The organism is Candidatus Sulfotelmatobacter sp., from assembly GCA_036500765.1.
Taxonomy (GTDB): domain Bacteria; phylum Acidobacteriota; class Terriglobia; order Terriglobales; family Acidobacteriaceae; genus Sulfotelmatobacter.
On record DASYBM010000001.1, the window covers coordinates 251,296 to 274,222 of the forward strand.

A 22,927-nucleotide genomic window follows, 5' to 3' on the forward strand; every position below is an offset into this window, starting at 1 on the left:
CGCTCTTGTGCAATAATTCCTCCCCGGAACCCCTCCGCGCCGGCCGAGCGCTGTCACGGATGCTCTTGAACAAAATTGGACCAAAATTCGACCAACATTTTGTGAGGCGAAAATCTCATGGCTAAGTTTCCCCTGTCTCGCCGTCAATTCATCAACCTTGGAGCGGGCGCTCTCGCCGCCTCGACTGTAGCCAAAAATATCCTGCAGCCTCATCTGCTTTCCGCATCACCCCGTCCGGTCGCTCCCAGCGATACCATCCGCTTCGCATCCATCGGCACCGGCATTCGCGGATGCGAGCATCTCGAAGCGTCGCTCAGCGTTCCCGGCATTCAGTGCGTCGCCGTCTGCGATCTTTATGACAGCCGCCACACCGCCGCGCAGGAATCCGTCAAGAATCCCAGCGTCCCCGCCACCCGCGACTATCGCTCCATCCTCGACCGCAAGGACGTCGACTCCGTCCTCATCGCCACCATGGACCACCAACATCGCCACATCTTCGAAGATGCCTGCGCCGCCGGCAAAGACATTTACTGCGAGAAGCCCATGTCGCACACCGTGGAAGACGGATTCGCCATGATGGAAGCCGCGCAAAAAAATAAACGCATGGTGTGCATCGGCAGCCAGCGCGTCAGTTCCATCCTCTACGCCAAAGCCAAAGAAATTTACGACTCCGGCAAACTCGGCGAAGTCTTCTCCATCAACGCCTATTGGGACCGCAACTCTCCCAGCGGCGCCTGGGTTTATCCCGTTCCCCCCGACGCCAGCGAAAAGACCATCGACTGGAACACTTTCCTGGGCAATGCCCCCAAGCGCCCCTTCGATCCCGTCCGCTTCTTCCGCTGGCGCTGCTTCACGGATTACGGCGAAGGCCTCGGCGGCGATCTTTTTGTACACCTACTCTCTGGCATCCAGTTCATCACCGGCATCAATCAGCCCGCGCAGCGCGCCATGTCCTCCGGCGGTCTGTTCCATTTCAAAGACGGCCGCGAATTCCCCGACCTGATCGAAACTCTCTACGAGTATCCCAACTGCCGCGTCACCCTGCGCTGCAACCTCAACAACGACGGCGGAGAGTTCATCGGCTTCTACGGCACCAAAGGCACCATGATCATCAAAGACGCGACTCTAAGCTACAAGCCGCAGGACACGCGTCCCCGGCCTGAAGACTATTCGATTTACGGTTGGCCAAAGGCGCTGCGCGACCAATATCTCCAGCAGTGGCAATTGGACCACCCCATGCCACCCGCCCTGGTATCGAAAACCGAAGAGGAAGGCGAGTCCTACGCCCTGCCTCGCGGATACAGCGACACCGTCGATCACCAGACCAACTTCTACAATGCCGTGCGCACCCGCAAACCCGTCGTCGAAAACGAAGTCTTCGGCAACCACGCCGCCATCGGCTGCCACTTGGCAAACTTCTCTTACTTCAACCAGGACGTTGCCGTCTGGGACGAGAAAACGAAAAAAATCGTGAAGGGATAAACGTTAGCGACAAGTTTCCCCCAAGTGCAGTCGGGTGCCCCATTTCTCGCGCGTTCTTTGCGCGAGAAGTGGGGCTTCTGTTTTCGCGAAGATTTCGATTGGAGGCGTTTGTCCATCCATCATGCCGTAAGTGGACTACCGTTTGTCGGCTGCAATGTGTGAAATTCTTTTCGCTCTATGCAGGGTGTCGAATTACATGTAAGATTCCTCGGATTTTTCAAGTCCCGGGAGATTTCACCATGTTTTGTCGGACCCTCGCGATAGCAATCCTGGCATCTCTACTCGCTCTCCCGACAGCTTCGGCGCGCCCGATCCGCTTCGCGGCTGCGACGACTACGACCAGCGGCATCTCTCACACAGTTCGCGTGGCGGTCGGCGACTTCAACCACGACGGCAATCCCGATCTCGCAATCTCCAGCACCTACAACCAAGTTGCGGTTTTTCTTGGTAACGGCGACGGGACCTTTAGCGGCCCAACGATCTACAACCTCACTTTCTACGTTACCGGCTCGGTGGCTGTCGGAGACTTCAATCACGATGGCAAACTCGATCTCGCGGTCGTGGGCGGAGACACTTCTGGCAACGGACTCGCCTTCCTCTCAGGCAATGGCGACGGCTCATTCAACCCTCCGGTCTACTTCCAGACCACTCTCGGCGGCGCCTCGATTGTGGCCGTCGCCCGCGACTTTAATCATGATCACAACTTGGACTTGTTTGTCGGGGGCAACGGCAGCAGTCAAGTACTTCTGGGAGATGGAAAGGGGAATTTTCAGAATGGCCAACTGGAAAGCGTGTACGGTGACGGCGTGGCGGTCGGCGACTTCAACAGTGATGGAAACCTCGACGTCGCCTCCACCCAGCCTTACCCCTACTACAACTCGACCGGCGTATCGATCCTGCTCGGAAACGGAGATGGCACGTTCCAGTCCCCGCTGGCCTATTCCGGCATGGAGGAGCCTTATGCGATCGCTGCTGGAGACTTCAACGGCGATAAGAAACTTGACCTGGCAATCGGAGATTACCTCTTCAATACCGTCGTCATTCTGCAGGGTAATGGCAATGGCACATTCACGAACATCGGCCAATGGTACGCAGGCGGCAATCCGGGCGCGATCGTCGTTTCCGATTTCAATCTTGATGGCAAGGCCGACTTGGCCGTGTCAGATTACAGTGGCAATGACGTCGACGTCTTAACCGGGCAAGGAGATGGCACGTTCCCTGGTTCAATATTTCTCTCAACCGGCGCCGGCGCTTCCGACGTCGTGGCTGTCGACCTGAACCACGACGGCTCTGCGGACCTTGTGGTGGTTAACAATGTGGACGACACTTTCAGTGTTCTGCTCAATGCAGCCGGAACTTACGTGCAGATCACAAGTTCGCCTAACCCCTCCCGCCTGGGCCAACCCGTGACCTTTACAGCTACTGTTAAGGGCAGCGTGACTAAATCTTCGACTCCTTCGGGCACCGTAGTTTTTAAGGATGGTGCAATTATTCTGGCAAACGTTCCGCTTGCCAGTGGCACTGCGGCATTTACTACATCGTCCTTGAGACAAGGCCGTCACAACATAACTGCGACGTATACCGGAGACATCGCCTTCAATCCACACGAACCAGCGACACTGATGCAACGAGTCCAATAGCATCGTAGTTACCCATTGCAGCCGATTCTCGAAAGAGTTCTATCTTCCGCCCGCTCGCTTGACAATCATTCCGCTTGGGCATCCACTTAATAAGTTGATCGGAGGCGTCTCATATGTTTCGCTCCCGCATTTGCGCAATTCCGATATTCCTCAGCCTCGCCTGTACCCTTCTGCCCGCTCAATCCGACTCTTCCGCGCCCGCCACCCAATCGGCGCAGGCCTCATCCGACATCCCCACCTTCCGTAGCACCGTCCGCCGCGTCGTCGTCGACGTCGTCGTTCGCGACCAGAACAATATGGCGGTTCACGGTCTCGCCGCCAAAGATTTCGTCCTTACCGAAGACGGCCGCCCGCAAAACATTCTCTCCTTCGATGTCCACGAGTTCGATACGCCATCGATCTCTATTCCCCCCAACACCCATCTCCCGACGAACAACTTCGTGAATATTCCCCCCGTCCCGGAGCGCGGCCCGCTCTACGTAATTCTTTACGACCTCGTCAACATCGAGATCGCCGACCAGCCCGACGCCCGACGCCAGGTCATGAACTTCATCAAGAAGAAGCCCGACGGAACCCGCTTCGCCCTCTTCGTTCACTCCGACACTCTCGCCCTGGTGCAGGGTTTCACCGACGACAAGAGTCTTCTGTACGCCGCCCTCGATCCTTCGCATCCCAAGCCGCACGTCCCCATGGTTTTCATGATGGGCAAGAATCTCGGCTTCGGCGACCCCGTCTCGACCATGAATATCCTGACCCAGGTCACGCAGTTTCTCGAAGGCGTTCCCGGACACAAGAATTTGATCTGGCTGGCCGGAACTTTTCCGCTTGCGCTCGCTCCCCGCCGCGAAGATCCGCGCGAATACGAGGACGACATCAAAGCCGAACTCAATGTGCTGACCCGCGCCGAGGTGGCGATTTATCCCATCAATGTCGGTGGCGTGCCTGTCAATCCTCCCGGCCAATTAACCGGAGCAAGACCAAACGGCGGCGCCGCCAGCCAGACCGCCACTGCCGGCGCCCAAATGACCGCAGCGGGCGCGACGGGCCAACACCCAACCAGCGGCCTCGGAGAATTGGGTTCCGGCGGCCAGGCTGACGCCGCTGGAATGGTGCAAGTCATGCAAACCGAAAGCACCTTCGATTCCGCCATCACCGACTACATGGTGCAGAAAGCCATTGCCGAGGCCACCGGCGGCCGCGCCTGGTGGAGCACCAACGACATCACCGGCGCACTCGAGGAAGCCACCGAGGTCGATGGCAATTACTACGAGTTGACTTACTCGCCCACCAACACCAGCGATGAAGGCCGACGCCGCAGCATTCGCGTGAAGCTCGACCAAAAGGGATATCAACTCGCTTATCGCCGCTTCTATTTCATGGGCGCTTACTCGGCCCGACCGCAATTATCCAAAGATCAACCGGCGGCCGCGTCCGTCGCCACCGCCGAAAACGATACGCTTCAACCCAATATGAAACACGGCGCTCCCATGCTCCACGATCTTCTCTTTTCCGCGCACGTCCGCGCCGACGGCATTCCCGCGAAAGCCACGGCAGAACAAATGGCCCAACTGGCCGAGCAGCCGGGCTATGCCGGCACGCGCAAAAAAGACAAACCGATGTCGTCCGTCGACGTACAGAAATATCTGGTGGATTACCGCGTAACTGACAAAGCTCTCGTCTCGAAAGCCGCCGGCAGCAAGCCCGCGCAATTCGAATTCGCCGCCGCCGCCTTCGATGACGACAGCCGCATGCTCAACGGCGTCATCAACAACGCCAGCGGAGAAACTTCCGTCAACCCGGAGACCAGCAAGTCCGGCGTCTTCCGCGTCCGCCAGGAGATTTACGTTCCCGCCGCCGCCTCCTGGATTCGCATCGGCGTCCGCGACAAATCCAGCAACCGCGTCGGCACCCTCGAAGTCCATCTCCCGCTCGCCCCCGAAACGCCGATCCCCGCCACAACATCGGCCCGTTAGACACCTCGAGAAATTGTCATCCCGACCGAAGCGGAGGGAACTGCTGTGCCGGATTTGCCTCGGTGAACCCCTGTGCCCTCTGTGGTCAAGATCTTTGTCCGCGAGTAGTGGGATGTTTTCGCTTCGACGAAGCGCTCTTCTGCCGCCGATAAAAATTCCGGAACTTCTCCCGATTCCCGCACCGCGTCATATCGCACCAGCGGCGCTGATGATTTTTGCTGGTATCCAGAAAAAACCACTCGCAGCTCTTCGAGAAGCATGCCCGCACATAGGCCAGTTGCTCCGTCGCCAGCAGATCGCCCGCCGCGCGCGCAATCGGCCACAGCACGCGATCGAAGTCGCGGACATCGTCGAACTTCCACGCGAAGCCGCCTCTCACCGTAACCAGGCTCATGTGCATCGCCGCGTCCTGCGCAAACGCGTTGAGCTTCGCGAGCGCAGCCGGAGGCACTGGCCGCCGATTAATGACTTCCCAAAATACATCGTGAATCGCTTCCCGCAACTCTCTGCCCCGCACCAGCGCTTCCTGCGCGCCGCCGGGATTGATGCGGCTCCGCTCCTGCAACCCATCCGCCTGACGCCCATCGAGCAGCCCCGCATCCTCGCCGAAGCGCACGAGATCGCTATACGTAACGAGCAACTCTTTCGGCAAGATGTGACGGTCGTCGAGCGTGTTCACGAAGTCGAGGCACACGTTCCCCGCAATCAAATCGAAGCGCGGCGGATACCGACCTGCGATTTTCTCCTCTTCCCTCTTCTGGTCCAGCGGATTTTCCTTTCGCGATCTTCTCTAACCATTAAAACACACTTGACAAGTTAGGAGCTAACGATTATTATCGACCTAACTCGTAATTGCGCTTTTGGCGGTTAGCTTATGACGACTCAAGTCGGCGCTCGAAGCTACGGCACCCAATCCTCAGCAAGCAACCGCCAACGAAGAGTTGGCCGGGCAGGAAAAGGTTATAGCCGAAAAGATCATTAACATTGGAGGCAGACGCGTGATTGTGCCCAACTCACTTAGACCTGCAACCGCTCGCAGCCGTGCGTATTCCACTCAGCTGGCGCTTGCCTTCGCGGCCATCTATATCGTCTGGGGGTCGACCTATCTCGCAATTCGTTACGCAGTCGAAACCATTCCTCCGCTCGTCACTGCCGGCATTCGGCACTCGATTGCCGGAGTGATTATGTTCGCTTGGGCCTGGGCTCGCGGCTTTCGTCCCACCCGCGCACATTGGATTTCAGGATGCGTCTTGGGAACATTGTTCTTTCTGATCGGCCACGGCTCGCTGCACTGGGCAGAACAATATGTAGGCTCCGGTCTCGCAGCCTTGCTCGTCGCGACCGAACCCATGTTCATTCTTGTGCTGGCGTGGTTCATGGGGCAGCAGCGGATCAGCCGGCTGAGCGCTCTGGGATTGGGTTTGGGCGTGCTCGGAGTCGCAATACTGGCGGGCGCCGAGTTGACGATGAAAGGATCGAGCCTGCTCGCAGTGCTGGCCGTGCTGCTGGGCTCGCTCTCATGGTCGGCCGGGGTCGTGATCTCGCCCAGGCTCAAATTGCCTGAGGACGCTCTCGGCCGAACTGCGCTGCCCACGCTTTGCGGCGCGGCTATGCTGCTCGCAGCCGCAGGCCTCACCGGGGAATTTCATGCCACCCATTGGGCCGCCATTTCTCTCCATTCAATTGTGGGCCTGGCCTACCTCATCGTTTTCGGTTCGGTGGTGGCGTTTACGGCTTACACCTGGCTGTTGCAGCGCTGCCCGCCGGCGCTGGTCGCGACCCACACTTACGCGAATCCAGTGGTTGCCGTATTCCTGGGATGGCTCCTAGCATCCGAGCCGCTCACCATGCGCGTCGTGCTGGCGTCAGTTGCCATCCTCGCCGCAATCGTCCTCGTACGCCGCGGAGAACAAGCCACTAAAGCACCGGCCTCAATCTCGCTGCTGCCCAAACTGCGGAACGAGGAATGTGCTTAAACGCGAGTAATTGCCTGCCGCTATCACGCCAGTCGCTGTGACCCGAGCCCAGTCACATCGAGTTGTCATCCCGAAGCGAGCCGTTCTTCAGGCGAAGGGAGGGATCTCCCGCGCCACAACTCTGTCCAGTCGCCTGTATCGATCCCACCGACTGCCGCTCCACAAATTTTAGTTAACCATAGTTTACGTTCTGCTATATACTTCTGCTAATACTTTCTGCTGCATATAGGTTCACGGGACCTCCGCTCTACCGCCCGTCAATTGACCGTCTCTAAATGGACGACCTGAAGGCACCATCGAAGCCGCGGAGGGATTCGCCCTTGCGCGTCCCCGATGCTCGGCTGACCGCACCCTCAGGCCTCGTCATCACCCACGAGGATATCGATCGCGCCCACGACCGCGAACGTGTCCTCACCACGCGCACTCAACGCGGCCCGTGGTCGCGCGCCCGGCTGCTCTGGCTTCTCGTCGGCCCCGGCATCCTCGTCATGCTCGGCGAAAACGACGGCCCCAGCATGCTGTCCTACGCCGGGACCGGCGCGCGTTACGGCATCGGATTCTTTCTGCCCTTCGTTGTGCTCACGTTCGTCATGGCGTGCATCGTCCAGGAAATGACAGTGCGTCTCGGCGCGGCCACGCATCGCGGCCATGCCGAACTCATCTTCGACCGCTTCGGCCCTTTCTGGGGATGGTTTTCCATGATCGACCTGATGGTCGGCAACTTCCTCACGCTGGTCACCGAATTCATCGCCATCCGCGCGGGCCTGGGATTCTTCGGCATTCGCCCCGCGGTCGCCGTCATTGGCGCATGGCTGGTGCTGTTCGTCGCTTTGATGGCACACCGCTACTGGACCTGGGAGCGCATCACTCTGTTCGCCGCCATGTTCAACCTGATATTCATCCCGGTCGCTCTGTTGAGCCATCCACACTGGGGTGCGATCGGCAGCGCACTGTTTACCTGGAAGCCCCTGCCCGGCGGAGTTACACCGGAAACGGTTCTCTTCCTGCTCTCCAACATCGGCGCAACGGTCACTCCCTGGATGCTTTTTTTCCAGCAGAGCGCCATCGCCGACAAAGGCCTGACCACTCACGATATTCGCTTCGGCCGCATCGACACCGTTCTGGGCGCGACCCTGGCGGCGCTGGCCGCACTCGCGACGATCGTCGCGACCGCGCCTCTGTTCGCGCACGGCATGTCCGCCGGAAATTTCGAAGGCGCCGAGTTCGCCCAGGCTCTGCAACCGTTCGTCGGACACTGGGGATCGGCTCTGTTTGCGCTTGGCATTTTTGAAGCCGGAATGGTGGCGGCCATCACGATTTCAACTTCTTCCGCGTACGCCTTCGGAGAAGTCGCGCACCGCCCGCACAGCCTGAATCTGCCCTTTCAGCAGGGAAAATCTTTTTATCTGGTCCTGATTCTCGAAGCCGCGGCCGCCGCCGGCCTGGTATTAATCCCCGACATCCCGCTGGTTTACATCGTGCTGCTGGTCAACGTGATTGCAGTCCTGGCCATGCCCCCCGCGCTTCTTTTTCTCTACATGCTGGTGAACGACCGCGAAATCATGGGCGATCTGGTGAGTCCTACCTGGGCGAACATTCTTGCGCTCGGCGTAGTGCTTATCCTCGTCGCAGCCGGGCTCCTGTTCGGCGTGAGCGTAGTCGCACCCCACGCCCTCGCGTTGCTGGGGGGAAAGTAATGGAAGCACATTTCAACCCCGACGACTCCGATATCAGCAGCGAAGATCTGGCCTCCGTCGTCAACTCCCTCGAACCGGACCAACTCATCTCCGCGAAGGAAAAACATCACTGCCCGCGCCGCCAGTTGACGCGTACCGAGAAGATCTTGTTCTGGGCGCTCCGCATTTATCTCGTCTTCATGTTCGGAGTAGTGATCTATCAAATCTGGAGCGGAGCCCCTAACTTTACTGCTCGATTCTATGTGAGCCCCTGTGCCCTCTGTGGTTAAAGCCTTCTCATCCCTCGCCACGCAATTTCCCGCGAAACGAATTACACTAGGGAGTTGCGATCTATGTAGGAGAACAACCGCCCGCGGCTGTCCTGCGGCGTGCGCGAAGTCATCCTTCCAGGGAAGGCCATCTCATGTCCGTGAATAGTTTCAACAGCAAATCTACCCTCAAGGTCAGCGACAAAGAATACGAAATTTACCGCCTCGACGCGCTCGACCAGCAAGGCATCTCGACCAAACACCTGCCCTTCTCGCTGCGCATCCTGCTGGAAAACTTGCTGCGAACCGAAGACGGGCGCAACGTGACCAAGGACGAAATTCGCGCCCTCGCCGCCTGGAACAGGTATTCGAAGCCGGAAAAAGAAATTGCCTTCACCCCCAGCCGCGTCCTCTTGCAGGATTTCACCGGCGTCCCTTGCGTCGTCGATCTCGCCGCCATGCGTGACGCCATGAAAACTCTGGGCGGCGACCCCGCGCTGATCAATCCCCTGCAACCGGTCGAATTGGTCATCGACCACTCGGTTCAAGTCGACGAGTTCGGCACGGCACAAGCTTTCGATCTAAATGCCCTGCTCGAATTCCAACGCAACAAAGAGCGCTATTCTTTTCTGCGCTGGGGCCAAACCGGATTCCGCAACCTCTCCATCGTCCCCCCAGACACCGGCATCGTCCATCAAGTCAACCTCGAATATCTAGCCCGCGTAGTCTTCGTCAATGAAACTCCCGGCAAACGCGTGGCGTATCCCGATACGCTCGTCGGAACAGACAGTCATACAACCATGATTAATGGGTTGGGGGTGTTGGGATGGGGCGTCGGTGGGATTGAAGCTGAGGCGGCGATGCTCGGGCAGCCGGTGTCCATGCTGATTCCGCTGGTAGTGGGCGTGAAGCTTTCCGGAAGATTGCGCGAAGGCGCGACCGCGACCGATCTCGTTCTCACCGTCACCGAAATGCTGCGCAAGCACGGCGTCGTAGGAAAGTTCGTCGAATTCTTTGGCCCGGGCCTGCGCGACCTGCCGCTCGCAGACCGCGCCACAATCGCCAATATGTCCCCAGAATACGGGGCAACTTGTGGAATTTTCCCGATTGATAAAGAGACGTTGAAATATTTGCGGTTGACTGGACGCAGCGAGGAGCAGATTGCGTTGGTCGAGGCTTATGCACGCGAGCAGGGAATTTTTCACGACGAGAAGACCGCGGAGGCGGAGTACTCTGAACTGCTTTCGCTCGATCTTGCAACCGTGGAGCCGAGTCTGGCGGGGCCGAAGCGTCCACAGGATCGCGTGGTGTTGTCGCAGGCGGGCGAGTCGTTTCAGAAGGCGTTGCCTTCGCTGATCAAGCCGAAGGCTGCGGCTGCATCAACGTCAACCGCGGCCGCAAACAAGACCACGACGAAGGAGCACTGGGAACTTGAAGGTGGCAGCCCTGCTGCGATCGGCGTGGAAGATCCGAACGTTCATGAGCATGTGCCGGCGTCGGTGAAGAATTCGCTGAAGCACGGCAGTGTCGTGATTGCGGCGATCACGTCGTGCACCAACACTTCGAATCCTTCGGTGCTGATTGGCGCGGGGTTGCTGGCGAAAAAAGCCGTCGAAAAGGGTTTGACCATGCCGGCGTGGGTGAAAACTTCTCTGGCTCCGGGATCGAAAACGGTGACCGAGTATCTGGCGAAGGCTGGGTTAACGCCGTATCTCGAGAAATTGAAGTTTCATCTGGTCGGTTATGGATGCACGACTTGCATCGGCAACTCGGGGCCGCTGCCGGAAGAAGTTTCGAAGGCGATCGACGAGAACGAGTTGGTCGTCGCGTCAGTGCTTTCCGGGAATCGCAATTTTGAGGGCCGCATCAACTCGGAAGTGCGCGCGAACTATTTGATGTCGCCGCCGCTGGTCGTGGCATTTGCGTTGGCGGGGCGCATCGACATTGACTTGCGCAAGGACCCGATTGGCAAAGGCCGCGACGGGCAACCGGTGTACATGGCCGACATCTGGCCGTCGCAGCGCGAGATTGAAGAGACCTTGCAGCAATCGATTTCGTCGGACATGTTCTCGAAATCTTACGCCGACGTGTTTTCGGGAGACGAGCGCTGGCGCGGGCTCGCCGTGCCTAAGGGCGAGACCTATGCGTGGGAAAAAGATTCCACTTACATTCGCCAGGCTCCGTATTTCGACGACATGGCGGTGAAACCGGAGCCGGTGCACGACATCAAGAAGGCGCGCGTGCTGGCGGTTCTCGGCGACAGCGTCACCACCGACCACATTTCGCCGGCGGGATCGATCAAGAAAGATAGTCCCGCGGGAAAATATTTGCAGGAACATGGCGTGAAGCCGGGGGATTTTAATTCTTACGGTTCGCGCCGCGGCAATCACGAAGTGATGGTGCGCGGAACTTTTGCCAACGTCCGACTGCGCAACAAGCTGGTCGCTACCGAAGGCGGATTCACGCGGCATCTGCCCACGGGAACCGAAATGTCGATCTTCGATGCGTCAGAAAAATATCGCGCGGCCGGCACGCCGCTCGTGATTCTCGCGGGCAAAGAATATGGAGCAGGCTCCTCGCGCGACTGGGCCGCCAAAGGCCCGGCCCTGCTGGGCGTGCGCGCCGTGATCGCCGAAAGCTACGAACGCATCCACCGCTCGAATCTGGTGGGCATGGGCGTGCTGCCGCTGCAATTTCCCGCGGGGCAGAATGCCGAGTCGCTCAAGCTGACCGGTGAGGAAGTATTCGAGATCACCGGCATCCGCGACCTGGTCGAGAAGTTCGCCGCAGGAAGCAAAGTGAAAGTGCGCGCGTCGGCGAAAGGCAGTCCAGATATCGAGTTCAACGCTCTGGTCCGCATCGATACGCCGCAGGAAGCGCTGTATTACGCGAACGGCGGGATCTTGCAGTATGTGTTGCGGCAGTTGTTGAAAGGTTAAGGATACAGCTTTCTGACTGTGCGAATCGTTTGATTGTCTTTATCACACGTTGAGCATTTCATCTCCGCCGCTTCGATCAAATAATCCATGATTTTGGTTACCCCGCCCTCAACAGCAAGTTCGACAACTGTATAGTACAGACCCCGATGCAGACGCTCTTCAAACGGATAGTCCACCATCCGACAGAATGTCTGCAAACTACGTTTGTGAGCGAATGGGCGCGTGTTACCGGTATTCATCGGAGCAAGGGTGATGGATTGTTGAAAGTCAGTGGCAAGCCGCAATGTGTCCAATATGAGCACGACATGAGTTTGGCTGCAGTATTCGCGCGCACACATCAGTGTCTGGAGACGTTCTTTGCACAGCCAGAAGAACACGCGAGAGTTCAGCATGTTGAGCCATTGCTCGAAAGAACATCCCTCGAGGGCTTTCTTTTCAAGCTTGGATCGATTAAGAGGTTTTTGGTCTCTGATCGTGGCTACGCCGTGATCCGGATGCTTAATGGGGACTGACTTATTCCTCTGTGTGGAGAGAATGGCAGGGCGGTCTGCCACCGGCACTAGGAAAAGGTTTAGAAGGGCTTCAGTGCTAAGCAGCCCGTGACGCTGGATACTTTCCCAGCTGCTGCCTTCTGCCATGTGATACAGGCGCGGATAGTGCGTGGCCAATTCCGTCGGCGTAACACTCATTACCACGCCCGCCGATCTATGATGCTACGGAAGTCGAACCTAGTAGAAATCAAACTCACAGGGGCAGCAGCAACTATCTCTACTTGTTCAATGAACTGGATGTCATCAACGTTCAACTGTTCGAATCGTCGAGCATTTTCATTGTTTTTGTGTAAGTAGTCTGCGAATGTTAGGGCCACGTCTGTCGGGCCGTTCAAAGCGGCGGCCTTACGAAGCAGAGCCCAGTCAAACTCGCTGACCCGGCGATCACGATTCGTAGTGGAAGTCTTCTCGGTTTTCTTCAGCTTTGCCAAGGCGATGCCACTACGCTGTGCCACATCGCTCCATTCGATTGGGAGAGACATTGGTCCAGAAGTGCCTTTGGGCGGATCCTGCACTCTTATGGGATAAGTACGGCACACCATAACAACTTTTCGCACTCGACTCGACATCACGGGACACTACCGTTGCTGGTTGCCTATCAGAAGCTGTAGCTGATGATGTGTGACTGCCCCTTCATCCATGAAGACTTTGTGCCCGGCATTGGGACCTCCGACACGCACAAGTACCTGATATTCGCGAGCTACGTAAGAAATGATATGGCCTTTACCTTCGCTCCCAAACTGCCCTCCTACGTACACGTCAACCAACCGAGAATAATCGCGAGTAACCAATCCCAAGTAGGTTGCTACGCGAACCAAAACATCTTCCGCTGTGCAGCGCTCTGTGTTTACAACAAAGTCTGCCGAATTTCTTAAGAGCGCGACGCGCGATTCCGTCGGGTCTTTCTCGACCGCGGAATAAGTGCGCAGCTCTTTTAAGCTGACATTTCCACGAGCCTTGTATCGCTTGGCGAGAGCAGGCGGCGACGCTTCCAGATGGACGTGCTTGACAGCAAAACCGTACGACTTGCGGATCGCTTTTATTTGTTCGAGAATTCGAACTGCATCAACAACAACTACATCGTCTTGCCCTATTTTTCCGTCGACAATATGTCTTTTCAGCGCATTGAGAACCCACTCCCCGCCGGTTTCTTTGTCGAGTTCGGTTCCGAATTGTTGTAGAGCCGTCCGTTCTGCTGGCAACGTCTTCTTAAGTTTCGAGAGAGCTAGGTCTTGCAGAACGTCCTTCGTCTTTAGCCTGCTTGCAGTGTACTGCCTCCGTAGATTGTCAGAAAGCGTGCTTTTGCCTGCAGAGACACTTCCAGAAATTAGAACGATCAGTTTTGGCATTGCACCGCCCTTACGCTGTGAACGCTAGGTCTTGCTGTGCCTTGGCCCTTTCCTTCCCCTGAGGTAAGTCATACACGAACACTTTTATTGCGGCTTGAACTAGAACTTCACGGACGATTTCCTCAACGACGGGCCAAGCGCCGCCAGCCAGTCCTGTTCCTATACGGGGCATATGAACTGTAGCGTTTTTTGCTTTGGCGATCTTGGCCACTTGCAATAAACCATCACGAAGCGCCCCGTAGCGAATGCGGGGACGTGGCGACGGGCCATATCCATGTTGTGCAACAAGGCTGGTCAAGACCACATTGGGCTGTAGTTCATTCGCAATCACATTTCCGAGCTTCAACTTTGCTTTGTCGTTCGTCACCTCTAGAGTAAAGGCGCGCTGTGCCGAGGGCCATTTATTCTTTACGGCTGCTGCAAAGCCCCCCCCTCCCCACGTAAAAGCACCGTCATTAACGACCTGCACCAGTACCTTGCTACCGTCTCCCCGAGTTGAGGTCGCGTCACCTCGAACATACGTTATCGGCAGCCCGGCCCTAGATTGTTCCTGCGGCGGTCGTAGAAAGCCAATTACGCGGGGATAAATGTCCAGCGGGAATGGTGCAATACCTACGCATTCCAAGTTCACATCCCCTAATGGAGACCAGTGTTCGCTTTGCTTAGCTGTGAAGCCGATGGCAGTGCACTCGGCAGCTGCAGTTTTCGTTGGTAGGTTCCATCCAGGCCGGAGTGACCATTGGGCGGCGCTCGCTGTAGGCGTTGCATAGTCGATTACGTATCGCCCAGCTGCATCGCGATGAGAAGAAAATGCCAACGCCGTTTCGCTCGTCAAGCGGCAGATGCGAAGAAGGGCTGCTTCAGCAGAGGCTTCGTATTTTTCCCGTAACGCCAAAACTGTATCGACAGAAGCCCGCAAAGTATCGATTTGCTTTAGTGCCCCTGTAGGCAAAAGGAATTCAGCCGCAGCCATGTTGCACAAAGTTTCTAATTGCCAGTCATCGCGTCTGGCTGCGTTGTGCGTACCACGATGACGGATCGTGTCTGCACAATCCGGAAAAAGCGTGTGTGCTATTTCATGAAAGACGGAATATCGAGTTCGTCTTCGTGGTCTGTCAGGGTTGAACTCAATCCTGAAACGACCCCCAACCGGCACTGTCCTCGCATCCAGCACTTCTGTTGTAGGCTGGGTCTGAATCCCTAATAACTCGGCAAGTTTGAATGGATCAAAAGGCGGGCCTTGCCAGCCAAGCTCCAGTGCGCGGAAAACAAGATCTCTGGCCTCTGAGGTTATTGCCTCAATAGGATCACGTCCACGACTGAGAGCGCGCACCGATGGATTTGTCCAAAACACTGATTGCAATCTAGTTCACCTTTGAGGAGGATGGCCCGACGTATCGAAGCTCTTCACTAAGCGTGAAATATATCCTAAATGGAACAGCGACGAGTAGAATTTTCTATCTGTTCCGTATTCGTAACGTCGTGTTCTGGCTGCGAGAGCGAACCTCAACGACTGAAGCCGTTTAGATTTGTGACCTTTGCGGCACGGCTGAAGCCGTGCCCTTCCACGAAGCTTCCACGCGACGATTTCGATGGCCTTCCAGGCGACGGCTTCTGCGATAGGCGGCTCCCTGGCGGCGCAAGCAAACAGCAGATTCCTCCCCTTCGCTCTGCTCAGGGTCGGAATGACAAGCCGAATAACGGGCGCAGCCCTCTAGCGATTTCCGAGACGCGACAGGGCGCACCGATTCTTGGCGAGCATTTTCCAGGCTTCGCGGTACTTCTCATAGAGGTAAGGGCATCGCGTCGAGGGCCGCACCGGGCAGAGCTGGAGGCCTTGAATGTGCTGACGCAGGAGTACAGCAGCGGGGATGAGGTACCAAGCGTCCGTTGGAATCACATAGGCGGCGAACAGATCAACCTGCTCGAGGCTGTAGCCGGTCTGGAAATCCTGCGGTTTGAACTCGCAGTAGTACCCAGTGCCCCGCCGGTAGCTGCTCGACTTAACTTGCACGCGTAAATAGTTCGATCCGTGATGGATACCGACATCGCAGGCCGCGGAATCTCCCCATGGCTTGGAGATTCCGAATCCGCGTAACGCCGCAGCTGCCATGAATAGTAACTCGACCCATTCGCCCCGTTGTTTGAACGTCCTGAACTTCTCCCACTGCTCCATCTGCATCGCCCCTGACTCGTCCCGGAAAAGAAAAAGGCGCGACCGGTGGGCCGCGCCTTTAATCCACTCTATATATCTAGTCTAGCAATTTGGCGGGAGTAAACCGGAAAAGATTTGAACTTTATATTTGGAATGCTTTCATGGGGTTGGGTGGAAACGTGTGTTTTTTGCCTCTTGACAAGATTTTTGGGGAAAGCGGGTTTCGGCGCTGCAAGTGGGGGCGGGGTTTGTTTTGAGGTCAAGGACAGCAGGTCCCTCGGCTGCGTTCGGCTTCGCCGGCATTCGCGGATGACAACTTTAAAAGTTGGCGAGATTTCCAGGCAAAGGCTTTGGGTTAGAACTCGACATGCGCGCGCAAACTAGAACTCTACGTGGGCGCGGAAGTAGGGGACGACTACGGGGCCGCGGTCGCGGTTGTAGCCGGGGTTGTTGATGTGCTGGAGGCCGGGGGCGAGATAGATTCCGCGCCAGACGTGGACGGTGTAGTAGGACTCGAGGATATTTTCGCGGCCGTAGTTGAGATGGCCGTCGCCGAGGAGGAATCCCAGGCCGCCGGCGGCCAGATAATTCTGGTGATCTTTTTTGATGGCGTTGCTGACGAAGGCGATGCCGGCGCGGTCCTGTTTGCGATGCCACCACGCGCCGTTTGCGCCGACGCCTTCGGCGACGGTTTGATCGACCTCGGTGTAGGCGAAGGACTCGGTCTTGCCATTGTCCCATCCGAAGCGGGCGAAGGCGGTGAGGTAGTGCGTGAGAGTTTGCTCGGTGTTGATGCCGAAGCCATATTTTCGAGTGATGTGCCAAGGATGGGCGGTGATGTCGGGAGTTGTGTCTTGTGCCGCGGCCTGGATGATCTGATCGCGGTAGATGCCCATGTTGGCGTAGTTGGTAAAGGCGAGCAGGCGGACGACACCGGTTCTTTTCGGAAGCACGCCGCGGCGCAATTCGTATTCCCAGTTTTCGCCGTGGGCCTGCCACGGCTGCCAGACCAGATCGATCCCGTTGGCGACTTTGGGCATGAGGGCTTCGGCGAAACGGAATCCCCAGTTGCGGTCTTCGTAATCGGCGGTGAGGCCGACAGTGTAACCACGCGTGTCGGCTGCATAGTCCCAGGCGCCGTTGTTGTCGATGGTCCAATTCGCGAACTGGAAGTGAGTGTCGGAGCCGACGGAATTGATGTCGAAGAAATCGGGCATGGAGAATTTGCCGATGCGGAATTCGATGCGGCGGCGGGGCAGTTCGTCGAAGAGGGAAAGATAGTTGCGCGTGTTCTCGACTTTGTCTTTGCTGAGGGCAAATACTTTATGGAAGATGCCGCGACCGAGGTAGGGAGCTTTGCTGAGCGCGGGGTTGCGGACGATATCGAGATTGGTGTTTCCGGCGAGGCCGAAACCGAGCGTGAGCGCGGAACCGCCGGCCTCTTCGATGTCGACGAGAAATTCGGTGGAGTCGTTGAGGCGCATGCCCGTGTAGAGGGTCATGACGCGGGAGGTGGCTTTTTCATACTTCGGGCTGAGACTATGCGGTCCGCTGTAGGGCGCGTGAAAATCGGGATGAGTTTGAAAAATGAAGTTGGTCTGGCCGGAGATCCAGAAGCGCGTGTCCTTGAAATGCGGCAGCATCGATTGGGTGTTGTCGTCGGCGGAGACGGAGGGGTCAGCGACGGCCTCGGCGTCAGTTTGAGCAGGAGGAGGAGCAGGGGCAGGAGACTGTTGCGCGGAAGCGGGAGCGGCAATGGCGATGGCGGCGGCCAGGGCAAGCGCGAATTGGGCGAATTGGAGACTGGGGCGGAGGCGTGCCCGGCTGCACTGAGCGGTATCGGCCTTCGCGAAATCGAAAATAACTTTCAGTCTCATGACCTAGCTGCAACAAGAGTAATTAACCACGCTGTACTTAACTTTGTTAACCGTAGTTAACAGTAACTATGCGCCAGTGTCAACCACGCAAATTCGAGTACTATATGAATCTCCCAGCCTACGCACGGCTCGTTAAAGCCATGTTACGACTTGCGATGAAGCCGGCGCGCCGGATATTAATCAGCTGCCGGCAACGGACCTCAATTTTAAGAGGAGTTGGAGATTTGCATTTTCGGTGTGGAGTGTTATTGAGTGGAGACAAAAAGCGGCCGAGCTGCGCTCGACGGACAGCCGGGGGCGGCTATCCCCACATATTTCTTTTTCCCGGCGGATGGTTTGACACCGTTCCGCTTCAACCCCTAACCTTGATTTTCTCCGGCTTATGAAAGTTCTGGTTCTAGGAAGCGGTGGGCGCGAGCACGCGCTGGTATGGAAGCTGCGGCAGTCGCCGCGGATCTCGCAACTTTATTGTGCGCCGGGGAATGGCGGCATCGGGCGCGACGCGGAGTGCGTGGCCGTGGATTTGCAGAATCTGGAATCGATCATTTCACTGGCTGCGCGATTGCAGCCGGATCTTACAGTGGTAGGGCCGGAGATGCCGCTGACGCTGGGCGTGGTGGATGAGTTTACGCGGCGGGGGTGGGCAGCGTTTGGTCCGACGAAAGCCGCGGCGAAACTGGAATGGAGCAAGAGCTTCGCCAAGGAATTCCTGCAGAGGCATCACATTCCCACGGCAAACTTTGCGATTTGCGATTCGATCGAGCAAGTGCGGTCTGCGCTGAGTCATTTTCATGTGCCGATGGTGGTAAAGGCCGATGGGTTGGCGGCCGGCAAGGGAGTGGTGATCTCCAGGAGCAAGGAAGAAGCAGCCGCCGTGGCGGCAGAGATGCTGAGCGGGAAGATGCTGGGCGCGGCCGGCGCGCGCGTGGTTTTGGAAGAATGTTTGAAGGGCGATGAGCTTTCTTTTTTGGTGTTCAGTGACGGCGAGCGGGTGGCTCCGCTGGTGGGGGCGCAGGATTATAAGCGCGTGGGCGAGGGCGACAGCGGGCCGAACACCGGCGGGATGGGCGCGTATTCGACTACAGATATCGTGGATGATCAGATGCGAGACTGGCTGGTGCATCACATTGCGCAGCCGGTGGTGAAGGGAATGAAGGACGAGGGAGCCGAATTTAAGGGCGTGCTCTACTGCGGACTGATGATGACGGCGCGCGGGCCGATGGTGCTGGAGTTCAATTGCCGGTTTGGCGATCCGGAAACACAGCCGATCTTGATGCGGCTGGAGAGCGACCTGGTGGAGGCGCTTGAGGCTTCGATTGAGGGGCGCGTGAGCGACGGGGATTTTAAGTGGTCGCGGGATGCGTCGGTGTGCGTGGTGATCGCGTCGGGAGGATATCCGGGGACGTACTCGGTGGGCAAACGGATTGATGGGCTCGATGAGGCTGGCGCGGTTGAGGGCGTGAAGGTGTTTCACGCGGGAACGACTCGGCGGGGTGGGGTTTATTACACTGCGGGCGGGCGGGTGCTGGGAGTTACGGCGCGGGGAGCGGATTTGGAGACGGCGGTGAATCGGGCTTATGCGGCTTGCGGGATGATCAAATTTGATGGTGCGCATTATCGGACGGATATTGCGGGGCGGGCGTTGAAGAGGTAGGTCCGGGTTTCGAGGGGACGGGTGCAGCATGGCGGCAGCGAACTCTGAGAATGTCATCGTGAGTTCGGTGAAACCGAGCGAGCGACCTCACGATGGATGGAACTGGCAATACAGTAGTTGGGAATTTCACGGGCACAGCGGAGAGGCATTCCTTTCACGGCATCCTAGCTTCAGGCCGACGTAGGGTCCTTCACCCCGGCTTCGCCTGGGTTCAGAATGACAAGACTTAGGAAAATTTGAGAGAGGGACGATGAACAAGACTTTGGTTTCGATTGTGATGGGGAGTGATTCGGATTTGGAGATTATGCGCGAGGCGGGGAAGGCGCTGGAGGAGTTCGGGATCGAGTATGAGATGGATGTGACTTCGGCGCATCGATCGCCGGACCGGACGGCGGATTTTGCGCGCAAGGCGGCGGGGCGCGGAATTCAGGTGATTATCGCGGGAGCGGGGGGAGCGGCGCATCTGGCGGGGGTGATTGCGGCGCATACGACTTTGCCGGTGATCGGCGTGCCGATTCCTTCAACCTCGCTGCAAGGGATGGATTCGCTGCTGGCTACCGTGCAGATGCCGGCGGGGATTCCGGTGGCGACGGTGGCGATTGGGAAGCCTGGGGCGACCAATGCGGGGATTCTGGCGGCGCAGATGATTGGTCTGGGGGATGCTGCTGTTGCGACGAAACTGGCGGCGCATAAAGAGAAGCTGGCGCGAGGGGTAGAGGAGAAGTCGCGGAAGCTGAGGGGAGTGTAGTTTGATTGCAGAATTTTTGATTTCAGATTGCCGATTGAAAACCCGCGGAGTGAATTTGAAATCGAACAACTGAGTTCAAATCCGGCGGTGATGGACTTTGGCTTACGCGCCAAGCCGGTTAAGGCTGAGATCCCTTCGACTTCGCTCAGGGCAGGCTCTTCACTCCGCCTGAAGAATGGCTCCGTTTGATTGGGATAAGGACGTTGGATGACATCGCGGTTTAGTTCTCCCCCACATCGCGACCCTCTACTTCGATGGGTTGCTCCGCCCGGAGGCGCCTAGGATTGGCTTTCGCGCGAGTGGCGAAAGCTGGTTGAGGAACGCCCGAATCAAATCGAGGTCGCGATCGGAAATCTGCAGAAAACGGATCCCGACTCCGACGTTGGCAGTTTTGTGGGCAACTTCTGCTTCCGCTGAAACCTTATCCTGGCCGAGCCACATATCTACTCTTAACTTTGCGGCTGGTTCTACGGGCAGCGGCATGTCGATATAGAATCCGCCGAGGCTGAGGTCCGCGAGGGTGCCGCGGAAGGAAGCGCCGCTGCGGGCATGAATCTCGACCGAATTTTGACAGCGGAAGCGGGGATGCTGCCGGCGCTCTATCTGCGCGGGCTTGTAGGCGTCGGCGAACGTGGAAGGTAGAGCGATATCCCAGAGAGGTTTTTCCGGGGAGATGTTCAGCAATCCGACGTGGCCCGCTTTGGGTGTGCCCGGTTTGCCGACCCATTTGACGCGGAAGTGGACTCGATTGGTGCCATAGGTCAGGCCGATGATCTCGTTGACGGCGAGTTCGGGTTGCACGGCGGCCAGTTCGGCTCCAGTGCGGCTGATGTTGACGGTGATGGCTTTTTGAGAAAAGGTCGAGCCGGCGCGGTCGGTGCCGAATATGCGCACCGGCAACTGCACTTCCAGGCGAGGATCGTTACGCTTGCCCATGGTGGAGGGCTGTGGTTCGTGATGATTGAGTGTAGAGGAGAAGAGTCGTAAATGGGCGTAACTAGAGAGCATCGGGGGGAACCAGGCGCACCACTGACCAGTTTGGCAGTGATCCCGGAGCGGCTCGCTTCGCATCGCCGGACGACCGAAGGCGGCCGTCAGCCACATGAGCGTCTCCGCCACCAAGTTTAATTTAGTTTCAACGTTTTCAGGTATTCACGGAAGGGGGCACCGAGATCATTGCGCTTTAGGGCGAATTCCACTGTGGCTTTGAGGAAGCCTAGTTTGTCGCCGGTATCGTAGCGGCGGCCTTCGTAGACGTAGGCGTACATTTTTTCCTGCTTGAGCAGCATGCGCATGCCGTCGGTGAGTTGCAGCTCGCCGCCGGCGCCGGCTTGCGTTCTGGCGAGGCAATCGAAGACGGCGGGAGTGAGGATGTAGCGGCCGATGATGGCGAGGTTCGACGGGGCTTCTTCGGGCTTCGGCTTTTCGACCATGTTGCGGATTTCGAAGAGGCGGCCGTTGAAGCCTTCGGCGGGCTGGGCGTCGAAGACTCCGTAGGAGGAAATCATTTTGCCTTCGACCACTTGGGCGGCGATGACGGAACATTGTTTCTGGTCGAAGACATCGACCATCTGCTTGAGACAGGGGACGGGATTATCGATGACATCGTCGGCGAGCAGGACGGCGAAAGGCTCGTTTCCGACGAGTTCACGGGCCATGAGGACAGCGTGGCCGAGTCCAAGGGCTTCTTTCTGGCGGACGTAGGCGACATGCATCATGTCGGAAATGCTGCGCACGATTTTGAGCAGATCGATCTTGTGGCGCTCCTCGAGCATTTTTTCGAGTTCGTAGCTGACGTCAAAATGATCTTCGATGGCCTGCTTGCCGCGGCCGGTGATGATGAGGATCTGGTCGCAGCCGGAGGCCATAGCCTCTTCGACGCCGTATTGAATGATCGGCTTGTCGACGATGGGCAGCATTTCCTTGGGCTGAGCTTTGGTGGCTGGCAGAAAGCGGGTGCCCAGGCCGGCGGCGGGGAATACGGCTTTGCGGACTTTCATCATGCGGGAGTCGGTCGTTAGTCGTCGGTCTTCGGTCTTCGGTCTTCGCGAACGCGGTGCTGGATCATTGTAAATGGTGGCATTTGCAGGTGGCGAACTAGGCCGCGCTATGGCCAGTCTTGGGAAGCGTGTCGGATGCGAAGGACGTTAACTTGGTTGTCGGCGACTTCGTAGACAACGATGAACGACCAAGGCGGAAAGACTAGTTCGCGAGTGTCGGGCGCAAGACCCTTGCGGCCGCGGTTCGGGAATTGTCGAAGTCAGCGATTGCGGTGTAAATGGTCCTGGCGACTCGTTGCGCGGCGGCGGAATTGTCCTGGCGGATACGTTCGACGATCGCCGCAAAGTCGTCTGCCGCTTTTGGCGTCCAGCGAACACGAGTCACGGGCGAAACATTCGCTCGATGCGCTCAACGACTTCATCGTGTTCCAATAGATCGCCGCGTCGAGCGCTCGCGCGGCCTTCCTCGACGGCAGCCAGGAACCGCTCGTCATAATCGAGCATCCGGTCGATGCCCTCTTGCACCAGCTGTTTCGGGTCTTTGCCTGTGCGCGCGGCTACTTCATGCAGACGGGATTGTTGCTCGGGAGTGAAATGCACTTCCATGCTGCTCAGACTAGGACTTTGGCGACGGGCGT

General features: G+C 57.6%; 19 protein-coding genes. 9 read left to right on the forward strand and 10 right to left on the reverse strand.

What is annotated here, in order from left to right:
• The first annotated feature begins 117 nt into the window (after positions 1 to 117).
• From VGM18_01120 to VGM18_01130, 3 genes are all read left to right on the forward strand, one after another.
• Positions 118 to 1,482, forward strand: a complete 1,365-nt coding sequence (locus VGM18_01120) for a Gfo/Idh/MocA family oxidoreductase (GenBank protein ID HEY3971570.1) — start codon at positions 118 to 120, stop codon at positions 1,480 to 1,482.
• Positions 1,483 to 1,721: 239 nt separating this feature from the next.
• On the forward strand, positions 1,722 to 3,122 hold the full coding sequence (locus tag VGM18_01125; protein HEY3971571.1) for an FG-GAP-like repeat-containing protein: 1,401 nt from the start codon (positions 1,722 to 1,724) through the stop codon (positions 3,120 to 3,122).
• Between the two features lie 113 nt (positions 3,123 to 3,235).
• The gene (locus VGM18_01130; protein HEY3971572.1) at positions 3,236 to 5,095 is read left to right on the forward strand and encodes a VWA domain-containing protein; all 1,860 of its coding nucleotides are present in this window, start codon (positions 3,236 to 3,238) and stop codon (positions 5,093 to 5,095) included.
• An 85-nt stretch (positions 5,096 to 5,180) separates the two neighbouring features.
• Here VGM18_01130 and VGM18_01135 read toward each other — a convergent pair whose 3' ends face one another.
• Positions 5,181 to 5,789 carry an ABATE domain-containing protein gene (locus VGM18_01135; GenBank protein ID HEY3971573.1) on the reverse strand — a complete coding sequence of 203 codons (609 nt, stop codon included), beginning with the start codon at positions 5,787 to 5,789 and terminating at the stop codon, positions 5,181 to 5,183.
• A 310-nt stretch (positions 5,790 to 6,099) separates the two neighbouring features.
• Here VGM18_01135 and VGM18_01140 point away from each other — a divergent pair, with 310 nt between their 5' ends.
• The 4 genes from VGM18_01140 (at position 6,100) to acnA (ending at position 11,955) form a co-directional block, all read left to right on the forward strand.
• Entirely contained in the window at positions 6,100 to 7,071 is a 972-nt protein-coding gene (locus VGM18_01140; protein HEY3971574.1) for an EamA family transporter, read from the forward strand.
• 320 nt (positions 7,072 to 7,391) lie between these two features.
• Entirely contained in the window at positions 7,392 to 8,768 is a 1,377-nt protein-coding gene (locus VGM18_01145) for an NRAMP family divalent metal transporter (GenBank protein HEY3971575.1), read from the forward strand.
• A complete protein-coding gene (locus VGM18_01150; GenBank protein HEY3971576.1) occupies positions 8,768 to 9,037 on the forward strand; it encodes a hypothetical protein in 270 nt (89 codons plus the stop codon). Before VGM18_01145 ends, VGM18_01150 begins: the two co-directional genes overlap by 1 nt.
• A 134-nt stretch (positions 9,038 to 9,171) precedes the next feature.
• Complete coding sequence (gene acnA, locus VGM18_01155) at positions 9,172 to 11,955, forward strand: aconitate hydratase AcnA (protein HEY3971577.1); 2,784 nt, start codon at positions 9,172 to 9,174, stop codon at positions 11,953 to 11,955.
• Here acnA and VGM18_01160 read toward each other — a convergent pair.
• From VGM18_01160 to VGM18_01185, 6 genes are all read right to left on the reverse strand, one after another.
• Positions 11,952 to 12,644 carry a hypothetical protein gene (locus VGM18_01160; GenBank protein HEY3971578.1) on the reverse strand — a complete coding sequence of 231 codons (693 nt, stop codon included), beginning with the start codon at positions 12,642 to 12,644 and terminating at the stop codon, positions 11,952 to 11,954. The genes acnA and VGM18_01160 overlap by 4 nt on opposite strands.
• Positions 12,644 to 13,075: an adenylosuccinate synthetase gene (locus VGM18_01165; protein ID HEY3971579.1), complete on the reverse strand. Its 432-nt coding sequence runs from the start codon at positions 13,073 to 13,075 to the stop codon at positions 12,644 to 12,646. Before VGM18_01165 ends, VGM18_01160 begins: the two co-directional genes overlap by 1 nt.
• Positions 13,076 to 13,084: 9 nt before the next feature.
• Positions 13,085 to 13,855, reverse strand: coding sequence for an adenylosuccinate synthetase (locus VGM18_01170; protein ID HEY3971580.1), 771 nt, complete (start codon positions 13,853 to 13,855; stop codon positions 13,085 to 13,087).
• A 10-nt stretch (positions 13,856 to 13,865) separates the two neighbouring features.
• The gene (locus VGM18_01175) at positions 13,866 to 15,188 is read right to left on the reverse strand and encodes an ImmA/IrrE family metallo-endopeptidase (protein HEY3971581.1); all 1,323 of its coding nucleotides are present in this window, start codon (positions 15,186 to 15,188) and stop codon (positions 13,866 to 13,868) included.
• A gap of 381 nt (positions 15,189 to 15,569) precedes the next feature.
• Positions 15,570 to 16,037: a group I intron-associated PD-(D/E)XK endonuclease gene (locus VGM18_01180; GenBank protein ID HEY3971582.1), complete on the reverse strand. Its 468-nt coding sequence runs from the start codon at positions 16,035 to 16,037 to the stop codon at positions 15,570 to 15,572.
• 353 nt (positions 16,038 to 16,390) lie between these two features.
• A complete protein-coding gene (locus VGM18_01185; GenBank protein ID HEY3971583.1) occupies positions 16,391 to 17,887 on the reverse strand; it encodes a carbohydrate porin in 1,497 nt (498 codons plus the stop codon).
• A 382-nt stretch (positions 17,888 to 18,269) separates the two neighbouring features.
• Here VGM18_01185 and purD point away from each other — a divergent pair, with 382 nt between their 5' ends.
• Both purD and purE read left to right on the forward strand, forming a co-directional pair.
• Positions 18,270 to 19,541, forward strand: coding sequence for a phosphoribosylamine--glycine ligase (purD, locus tag VGM18_01190; protein ID HEY3971584.1), 1,272 nt, complete (start codon positions 18,270 to 18,272; stop codon positions 19,539 to 19,541).
• A gap of 250 nt (positions 19,542 to 19,791) precedes the next feature.
• Positions 19,792 to 20,289, forward strand: coding sequence for a 5-(carboxyamino)imidazole ribonucleotide mutase (purE, locus tag VGM18_01195; GenBank protein ID HEY3971585.1), 498 nt, complete (start codon positions 19,792 to 19,794; stop codon positions 20,287 to 20,289).
• A gap of 246 nt (positions 20,290 to 20,535) precedes the next feature.
• Here purE and VGM18_01200 read toward each other — a convergent pair whose 3' ends face one another.
• From VGM18_01200 to VGM18_01210, 3 genes are all read right to left on the reverse strand, one after another.
• Positions 20,536 to 21,225, reverse strand: a complete 690-nt coding sequence (locus VGM18_01200; protein ID HEY3971586.1) for a PilZ domain-containing protein — start codon at positions 21,223 to 21,225, stop codon at positions 20,536 to 20,538.
• A gap of 188 nt (positions 21,226 to 21,413) precedes the next feature.
• Positions 21,414 to 22,292 (reverse strand): UTP--glucose-1-phosphate uridylyltransferase GalU, encoded by an 879-nt coding sequence (gene galU / locus VGM18_01205; protein ID HEY3971587.1) that lies wholly within the window; start codon positions 22,290 to 22,292, stop codon positions 21,414 to 21,416.
• A 378-nt stretch (positions 22,293 to 22,670) separates the two neighbouring features.
• The gene (locus VGM18_01210; protein HEY3971588.1) at positions 22,671 to 22,895 is read right to left on the reverse strand and encodes a hypothetical protein; all 225 of its coding nucleotides are present in this window, start codon (positions 22,893 to 22,895) and stop codon (positions 22,671 to 22,673) included.
• Positions 22,896 to 22,927: the final 32 nt, after the last annotated feature.

Coding starts and splice junctions, on each gene's coding strand:
- VGM18_01170 (HEY3971580.1), bottom strand. CDS start 13,855: ATGCCAAAACTGATCGTTCTAATTTCTGGAAGTGTCTCTGCAGGCAAA.
- VGM18_01210 (HEY3971588.1), bottom strand. CDS start 22,895: ATGGAAGTGCATTTCACTCCCGAGCAACAATCCCGTCTGCATGAAGTA.
- VGM18_01200 (HEY3971586.1), bottom strand. CDS start 21,225: ATGGGCAAGCGTAACGATCCTCGCCTGGAAGTGCAGTTGCCGGTGCGC.
- purE (HEY3971585.1), top strand. CDS start 19,792: ATGAACAAGACTTTGGTTTCGATTGTGATGGGGAGTGATTCGGATTTG.
- VGM18_01185 (HEY3971583.1), bottom strand. CDS start 17,887: ATGAGACTGAAAGTTATTTTCGATTTCGCGAAGGCCGATACCGCTCAG.
- VGM18_01165 (HEY3971579.1), bottom strand. CDS start 13,075: ATGTCGAGTCGAGTGCGAAAAGTTGTTATGGTGTGCCGTACTTATCCC.
- acnA (HEY3971577.1), top strand. CDS start 9,172: ATGTCCGTGAATAGTTTCAACAGCAAATCTACCCTCAAGGTCAGCGAC.
- VGM18_01125 (HEY3971571.1), top strand. CDS start 1,722: ATGTTTTGTCGGACCCTCGCGATAGCAATCCTGGCATCTCTACTCGCT.
- VGM18_01130 (HEY3971572.1), top strand. CDS start 3,236: ATGTTTCGCTCCCGCATTTGCGCAATTCCGATATTCCTCAGCCTCGCC.
- VGM18_01160 (HEY3971578.1), bottom strand. CDS start 12,644: ATGAGTGTTACGCCGACGGAATTGGCCACGCACTATCCGCGCCTGTAT.
- VGM18_01180 (HEY3971582.1), bottom strand. CDS start 16,037: ATGCAGATGGAGCAGTGGGAGAAGTTCAGGACGTTCAAACAACGGGGC.
- galU (HEY3971587.1), bottom strand. CDS start 22,292: ATGATGAAAGTCCGCAAAGCCGTATTCCCCGCCGCCGGCCTGGGCACC.
- VGM18_01150 (HEY3971576.1), top strand. CDS start 8,768: ATGGAAGCACATTTCAACCCCGACGACTCCGATATCAGCAGCGAAGAT.
- VGM18_01120 (HEY3971570.1), top strand. CDS start 118: ATGGCTAAGTTTCCCCTGTCTCGCCGTCAATTCATCAACCTTGGAGCG.
- purD (HEY3971584.1), top strand. CDS start 18,270: ATGAAAGTTCTGGTTCTAGGAAGCGGTGGGCGCGAGCACGCGCTGGTA.